This window comes from Alcanivorax sp. HI0083, assembly GCF_001635175.1.
Genome location: NZ_LWFX01000940.1, coordinates 1 through 6,677, shown reverse-complemented (window position 1 = coordinate 6,677; position 6,677 = coordinate 1). Strand labels below are relative to the sequence as shown.

At 58.9% G+C, this 6,677-nt stretch carries 7 protein-coding genes; 6 read left to right on the top strand and 1 reads right to left on the bottom strand.

The genetic code is table 11. The features are described 5' to 3' along the window. Together aroC and A3754_RS10450 are read left to right on the top strand one after the other, a co-directional pair. A partial coding sequence (aroC, locus tag A3754_RS10455; RefSeq protein WP_063519628.1) for a chorismate synthase occupies window positions 1-846 on the top strand: 846 nt, incomplete at its 5' end. A 134-nt stretch (window positions 847-980) separates the two neighbouring features. Then, window positions 981-2,126 (top strand): MFS transporter, encoded by a 1,146-nt coding sequence (locus tag A3754_RS10450; RefSeq protein WP_063519627.1) that lies wholly within the window; start codon window positions 981-983, stop codon window positions 2,124-2,126. Between the two features lie 28 nt (window positions 2,127-2,154). Here A3754_RS10450 and A3754_RS10445 read toward each other — a convergent pair whose 3' ends face one another. Further along, window positions 2,155-3,030, bottom strand: a complete 876-nt coding sequence (locus tag A3754_RS10445) for a LysR family transcriptional regulator (protein WP_082872387.1) — start codon at window positions 3,028-3,030, stop codon at window positions 2,155-2,157. Between the two features lie 187 nt (window positions 3,031-3,217). Here A3754_RS10445 and leuC point away from each other — a divergent pair, with 187 nt between their 5' ends. The 4 genes from leuC to leuB all read left to right on the top strand — a co-directional run. Then, entirely contained in the window at window positions 3,218-4,636 is a 1,419-nt protein-coding gene (gene leuC / locus A3754_RS10440; protein WP_063519626.1) for a 3-isopropylmalate dehydratase large subunit, read from the top strand. 11 nt (window positions 4,637-4,647) lie between these two features. After that, window positions 4,648-5,292 carry a 3-isopropylmalate dehydratase small subunit gene (gene leuD, locus A3754_RS10435; protein ID WP_063519625.1) on the top strand — a complete coding sequence of 215 codons (645 nt, stop codon included), beginning with the start codon at window positions 4,648-4,650 and terminating at the stop codon, window positions 5,290-5,292. 21 nt (window positions 5,293-5,313) lie between these two features. Beyond that, the gene (locus tag A3754_RS10430) at window positions 5,314-5,760 is read left to right on the top strand and encodes a hypothetical protein (protein WP_063519624.1); all 447 of its coding nucleotides are present in this window, start codon (window positions 5,314-5,316) and stop codon (window positions 5,758-5,760) included. Window positions 5,761-5,795: 35 nt separating this feature from the next. Continuing rightward, the coding region (gene leuB, locus A3754_RS10425; protein ID WP_063519623.1) for a 3-isopropylmalate dehydrogenase at window positions 5,796-6,677 on the top strand (882 nt) is incomplete at its 3' end.

Below are 6,677 nucleotides of genomic sequence, written 5' to 3'. Positions count from 1 at the left end.
TTGCTGATTGAGAATACCGACCAGAAATCCAAGGATTACTCCAACATCGCCGGCACGTTCCGGCCTGGCCATGCGGATTACACCTACACCCAGAAATACGGTTTCCGTGATTATCGCGGCGGCGGACGTTCCTCTGCCCGGGAAACGGCCATGCGCGTGGCCGGCGGCGCCATTGCCCGCAAATTCCTGGAGCAGCGCCTGGGCATTCGTATCTATGGTGGCTGCACCCGGATTGGTGATGTGAAGGCCGAGTCCTGTGACTGGTCGGCGGTGAACAACAATCCGTTCTTCTTCCCGGATGAGAGCAAGGTGCCGGCCCTGGAAGACCTGATCAATGCACTGCGCAAAGACGGCTCTTCCATCGGTGCCCGCGTGGAAGTGTTTGCCGATGGTGTGCCGCCCGGTTGGGGCGAGCCGGTTTTTGATCGCATTGACGCGGATCTGGCCAAGGCAATGATGTCCATTAATGCGGTGAAAGGGGTGGAAGTCGGTGACGGCTTTGCCGTGGTGAATCAGCGCGGCGAGCAGCATCGCGATGAAATGACCCCGGACGGTTTTTTGAGTAACCATGCCGGCGGCGTGCTGGGTGGCATCAGCTCCGGGCAGACCGTTCGCGTGGCCATGGCGCTCAAGCCTACTTCCAGCATTCTGATTCCCGGCAAGAGCATCGGACTGGACGGTGAAGCTGCCGAGGTGGTGACCAAGGGGCGCCATGATCCTTGTGTCGGGGTCCGTGCTACGCCCATTGCCGAAGCCATGCTGGCTATCGTGCTGATGGATCATTATCTGCGCCACCGTGGCCAGAACGGGGATGTGGTGCCGCCGTTCGCACCGATTCCGGGCTGAGACAGCGCCAGACGCTGGAGGCTTGAGGCCAGACAAAGAAAACGAAAAGACGCTTTAGGCGAAGAAAGGCGGTTTTATGCTGATTAGCGTCAGGCGTCAGGCGTCACCCCAGTCAAGCGCAAGGTTCCTCTTTCATGCCCTATTATTGGCGCCTTTCCGGCTTCTACTTTTTTTACTTCGGTCTGCTTGGCACGTTGGTGCCGTACTGGTCTCTGTACCTGAAAGACCTGGGCTTCAGTGCGGCTGCCATCGGCGCTCTGATGGCCATTCCCCAGCTCACCAAAATCGGCGCTCCAAATCTGTGGGGCTGGCTGGCTGATCGTAGCGGCCAGCGCCTGCGTATCATTCGTGCCGGCAACCTGCTGGCGGCCATCGTATTCCTGCCCGTGTTCTGGGTGGATACGTTTTGGTCCATGGCCGCGCTGTTGGTGTCTTTCAGCTTCTTCTGGAACGCGGTACTGGCACAGTTCGAAGTGCTCACTCTGCAATCTCTGGGTCGCCAGTCCCACCGCTACAGCCATGTGCGGTTGTGGGGGTCGGTGGGCTTTATTGTGGCGGTGTTGGTGCTGGGTGAAGTCCTGGACCGGGCCGGTACGCAGGTGCTGCCCTGGGTGCTCAGCGGGCTGTTGTGGCTACTCTGGCTGGGAACGCTGACCCTGCCTGCGGGCAATGCACCGCGAGCGCAAGCCGGGGGGGAGGGAACATCAGTCTGGCAGATCCTGTGTCGCCCGGCGGTAAGCCTGTTTCTGGTGGCGGCTTTTTTGATGCAGCTGTCTCACGGGCCGTACTACACTTTTTACAGCATCTATTTGGAAGACCTGGGCTTCAGCAAGTTCATTGTCGGTTTGTTGTGGTCTCTGGGGGTGGTGGCGGAAGTCGGGCTGTTCCTGATCATGCATCGCCTGCTGGCACGCTTTCATATCCCCTGGCTTCTGGTGGTAAGCCTGCTGCTGGCGTCGCTGCGCTGGCTGATGATTGGTGTTGCTGGCGATGCCCTGTGGCTGTTGGCGCTGGCCCAGCTGCTGCATGCGGCCAGCTTTGGCAGCTTTCATGCCGCCAGTATTGCCTGGGTGCACCGTCAGTTTGGGGAAGCGCTGGCAGGTCAGGGGCAGGCGCTGTACTCCAGCCTGGGCTTTGGCGCTGGTTGGGCTGCCGGGGCGGGCTTGTCGGGGTTGTTGTGGCAGCAATGGGGCGTGCTGTTGTTTGTTGTGGCGTCTGCGCTGGCGGTGGCGGCGGCGGCGCTTTTGGTTGTCGGTGGCGTTACCCGCGCGCCCCGCTAGGCGGCTGAGGCCGCCGCCTGCCGTGTGTTCACATAACCTGGCTACGCAGGGCGCGCAGGAAGGCCTTCGCCGCGTTGGACTGGCTGCGGGCCGGGTGCGTGACGACACCCAGCTGGCGCTGCGGCAGTGGCGCATCCACAGGCAGCTGCACCATGCCCCGATCCACCATGGTGGCGGGCAGCACGCTCCAGCCCAGACCGATGGACACCATCATGTGAATGGTTTCCAGGTAGTTGGTGGACATGGCGATATCCAGCTTCAGGTTATGCTCATCGAACAGCCGCTCCACGATGCCGCGGGTAAAGGTGATCGGTGAAGGCAGGATGGCGCTGTGATCGGTGAAGGCTTCTAGGGTCAGGTTTTCCTGCTTCGCCAGCGGGTGTTCCGGTGCGCACATGAACACCAGTGGGTCGTTCCAGATGACTTCGCTGTGCAAGCGCTCATCCGGCTGCGGGGGCAGGGTGACCACCCCCATTTCCAGCTCCCCGTGCAGTACACCTTCCCAGGCTTCTTCGGAATCGATGAAATGGATGTCCAGCTTCACCAGCGGGTAATCCCGGGAAAACTGGCGCAGAACCGGTGGCAGTCTGTGCAGTCCAATATGGTGGCTGGTGCCGATTCGCAATTTACCGCCCACTTCTCCGGATAAATCGTGAATGGCGCGGGCCATGTCTTCCACGTCCATCAGTACCTGGCGTGCGCGCGGCAGCAGTGAGCGGCCGGCTTCCGTCAGTTGGATCTGGCGGCCCACACGATCAAACAAGCGGGCCTCAAGCTGTTGTTCCAGCAGGGCAATCCGTTTGCTGATGGCAGGCTGAGTGATGTACAGGCGCTCAGCTGCGGCAGAAAATGAGCCGGTTTCGGCAACGGCCATAAAGGCTGTTAGCGTTGGGGTGTCGATCATTCCCGGGGCATCCACAGTGTCGGTACAGGGGATAATAATTGGTTATCTTAAAAATGAAAAATATGAATTGGATTTATTGATGGCGTAGTTCTACATTAATTACCAGTGATAAACCAGCCCCAGTGATAAACCCGCCTGTAGTTGTGACAATACGCTGCGGCACTACGCTACGCTTCAGGAGAAAGGCATGGCAGGCAAAACCCTCTATGACAAATTGTGGGAAGCCCACCTCGTTACCCAGCGCGAAGATGGCTCTGCGCTGATCTATATTGATCGCCAGATCATCCATGAGGTGACCTCGCCCCAGGCGTTTGAGGGCCTGCGCCTGGCGGGTCGTCAGCCGTGGCGGACCAGTGCCAGTGTGGCCACCATTGATCACAACGTGCCGACAACCCCGTTCAAGAGTGCCGCCGACATCGCCGATGACACCTCGCGGATTCAGGTGCAGACGCTGCAAGACAATACCCGTGAATTCGGTATCACCGAGTTCGGAATTGGCGATGTACGCCAAGGCATTGTGCATGTGATGGCGCCGGAGCAGGGTGCTGTGGTGCCGGGCATGACCGTGGTCTGTGGTGACTCCCATACCTCCACCAACGGCGCGCTGGCGTGTCTGGCCCACGGTATTGGTACCAGTGAAGTTGAACATGTATTGGCGACCCAGACGTTGGTGGCCAAGAAAATGAACAATATGCGGGTCTCTGTTGAGGGTGAGCTTGGCCCCGGTGTGACGGCGAAAGACGTGGTGCTGCATATCATCGGCGTGATTGGCACCGCTGGCGGTACCGGCTATGCGCTTGAATTTGCTGGTAGTGCCATGCGCAGCTTGAGCATGGAAGGACGCATGACGGTCTGCAACATGGCCATCGAAGCGGGCGCCCGTGCGGGCATGGTGGCAGTGGATGATGTGACCATCGATTACGTGAAAGGTCGCCCGTTTGCCCCGAAAGGTGCCGATTGGGACAAGGCCGAGGCCTATTGGCGCACCCTGGTGAGTGACGCGGATGCCCAGTTCGACGCGCAGGTGGATATCGATGCGGCGGACATCAAGCCCCAGGTGTCCTGGGGGACCAGCCCGGAAATGGTGGTGCCGGTGGATGCCAGCCTGCCGGACCCGGCGGCGGAAAGCGATGAAGTCAAACGTTCTGGCATGACCCGCGCTTATGAGTACATGGGTTTGACACCGGGAATGGCGGTGACGGATATCAAGGTGGATCGTGTCTTTATCGGGTCCTGTACCAACTCGCGCATCGAAGACTTGCGGGCGGCGGCGGAAGTGGCCAAGGGCCGCCAAAAGGCGGGTAGCGTCAAGCAGGTGTTGGTGGTGCCGGGCTCTGGTCTGGTCAAGCAGCAGGCGGAGAAAGAAGGCCTGGACAAGGTCTTTGTGGCGGCAGGCTTTGAGTGGCGTGAGCCGGGTTGTTCCATGTGTCTGGCCATGAACCCGGACCGACTGGAAGCCGGCGAGCACTGCGCTTCCACCTCGAACCGTAACTTCGAGGGGCGCCAGGGTAATGGCGGCCGTACGCATCTGGTCAGCCCGGCCATGGCGGCAGCGGCGGCGGTGGCAGGCCATTTCGTTGATATTCGCGAACTCGATCAGGCATAAGGAGCAAAACCATGGAAAAGTTTGTGCGTCATGATGGTCTGGTTGCTCCGCTTGATCGTGCCAATGTGGACACCGACCAGATCATTCCAAAGCAGTTTCTCAAGTCCATCAAACGGACCGGTTTCGGGCCCAATTTGTTTGACGAATGGCGTTATCTGGACGAAGGCTTTCCGGGTCAGGACAACAGTGCTCGCCCACTGAATAAGGACTTTGTGCTGAATCAGCCTGTCTATCAGGGAGCCAGCGTTCTACTCACCCGGCGCAATTTTGGCTGCGGTTCCAGCCGTGAGCATGCGCCCTGGGCGTTGATGGATTTTGGCTTCAAGGCGATCATCGCCCCGAGCTTTGCCGATATCTTCTACAACAACTGTTTCAAAAACGGGTTATTGCCCATCGTGTTGTCGGAGGATAACGTGGAAGCCCTGTTTCAGGCTGTTAATGGCAAGGAAGGCTATCGGATCACTATTGATCTGGAAGGCCAGCAGGTGATCCCCGAAACCGGTGAGCCGCTGCCTTTTGAGATTGATGAGTTCCGCAAGCACTGTCTGCTGAATGGTCTGGACGAAATTGGCTTGACCCTGAATGAAGCGGATGCGATTCGAGCTTACGAAAAAGGTCGCATGGAACGCGAACCCTGGGTTTTTGCCGACCATTAAAAGAATAACCAAGGAGGTTGTATGTTGCGTTTACTTTCATTGTCACTGGTGTCGGTATTGATGCTGGCTGGCTGTGCATCCACGGGCATGTACGATGCCCCCACCGGGGAGCAGGCGGCCACGCTGAGCGTGGATAACCAGTTGTCGGCCCCGGCAGAGCAGGGGGAAGACGCCGGCTGGCAGATGCCAACCAGTAGCGATGCCAAGGCATCCCTGTTCAAGGTGGATGGCGAGCGCATTACCGAGCAAGCGGGTGCGCAGAGTGTGCAGATTGAAGCCGGAAAGCATTCAGTGGAAGTGTTTGCTGACCAGGCGGGCATTCTTCGTTTCGGCAAGTTCCGCCACAACTTCGCACAAGGTGGCATCTATCAGGTTCGCATCAGTGCCGCTGAGGGCAAGAAAGATTACACCCTGGAGCTGGTAAAGGCGTCCGCGCCGGATGATGTTCTGGTAACCAAAGACTTTTAATCGCCCGCAAGGGCAGTAGTAGACAGGAAGCAGTAATGAGCAAGGTGTTGGTGTTGCCCGGTGACGGTATTGGCCCGGAGATCGTGAAAGAAGCGGTCAAGGTGCTGAACGTGGCCAAGCAGAAGTTCGGGCTCGAGGTGGAGCTGGATGAAGCCCTGGTCGGGGGCGCAGCGGTGGATGCGGAAAATGACCCGCTTCCGGAAGGTACGCTGGAAAAAGCCCGTGCCGCCGACGCTATTTTGTTCGGCTCCATTGGTGGTCCGAAATGGGACACCATTGAACGCGACAAGCGCCCCGAGCGTGGCCTGTTGCGTTTGCGCTCGTCACTGGGGCTGTTTGCCAACCTGCGCCCGGCCATTCTGTTTCCGCAACTGGCGGATGCCTCCAGCCTGAAACCGGAAGTGGTATCCGGGCTGGATATCCTGATTGTGCGCGAGCTGACCGGTGGCATCTATTTCGGTCAGCCTCGCGGTATCAAGGAAGAAAACGGCGAGCGTGTAGGCTTCAACACCTATGTCTACACCGAGTCGGAAATGCGCCGGATCGCGAAAGTGGCCTTTGAGCTGGCCATGAAACGTGACAAGCGCGTGCTGTCGGTGGACAAGGCCAACGTGCTGGAAGTCACCGAACTCTGGAAAGAAGTGGTCACCGAGGAGGCAAAGGCCTACCCGGAGATCGAGTTGTCACACATGTATGTGGACAACGCGGCCATGCAACTGGTGCGTGCGCCGAAACAGTTTGATGTGATTGTCACCGGCAATTTGTTTGGTGACATTCTCTCCGATGAAGCCGCCATGCTCACCGGCTCCATCGGGATGTTGCCCTCCGCGTCACTGGATGAAAACCGCAAGGGCTTGTACGAACCCTGCCACGGCTCGGCACCGGACATTGCCGGCCAGGGCATCGCCAACCCGCTG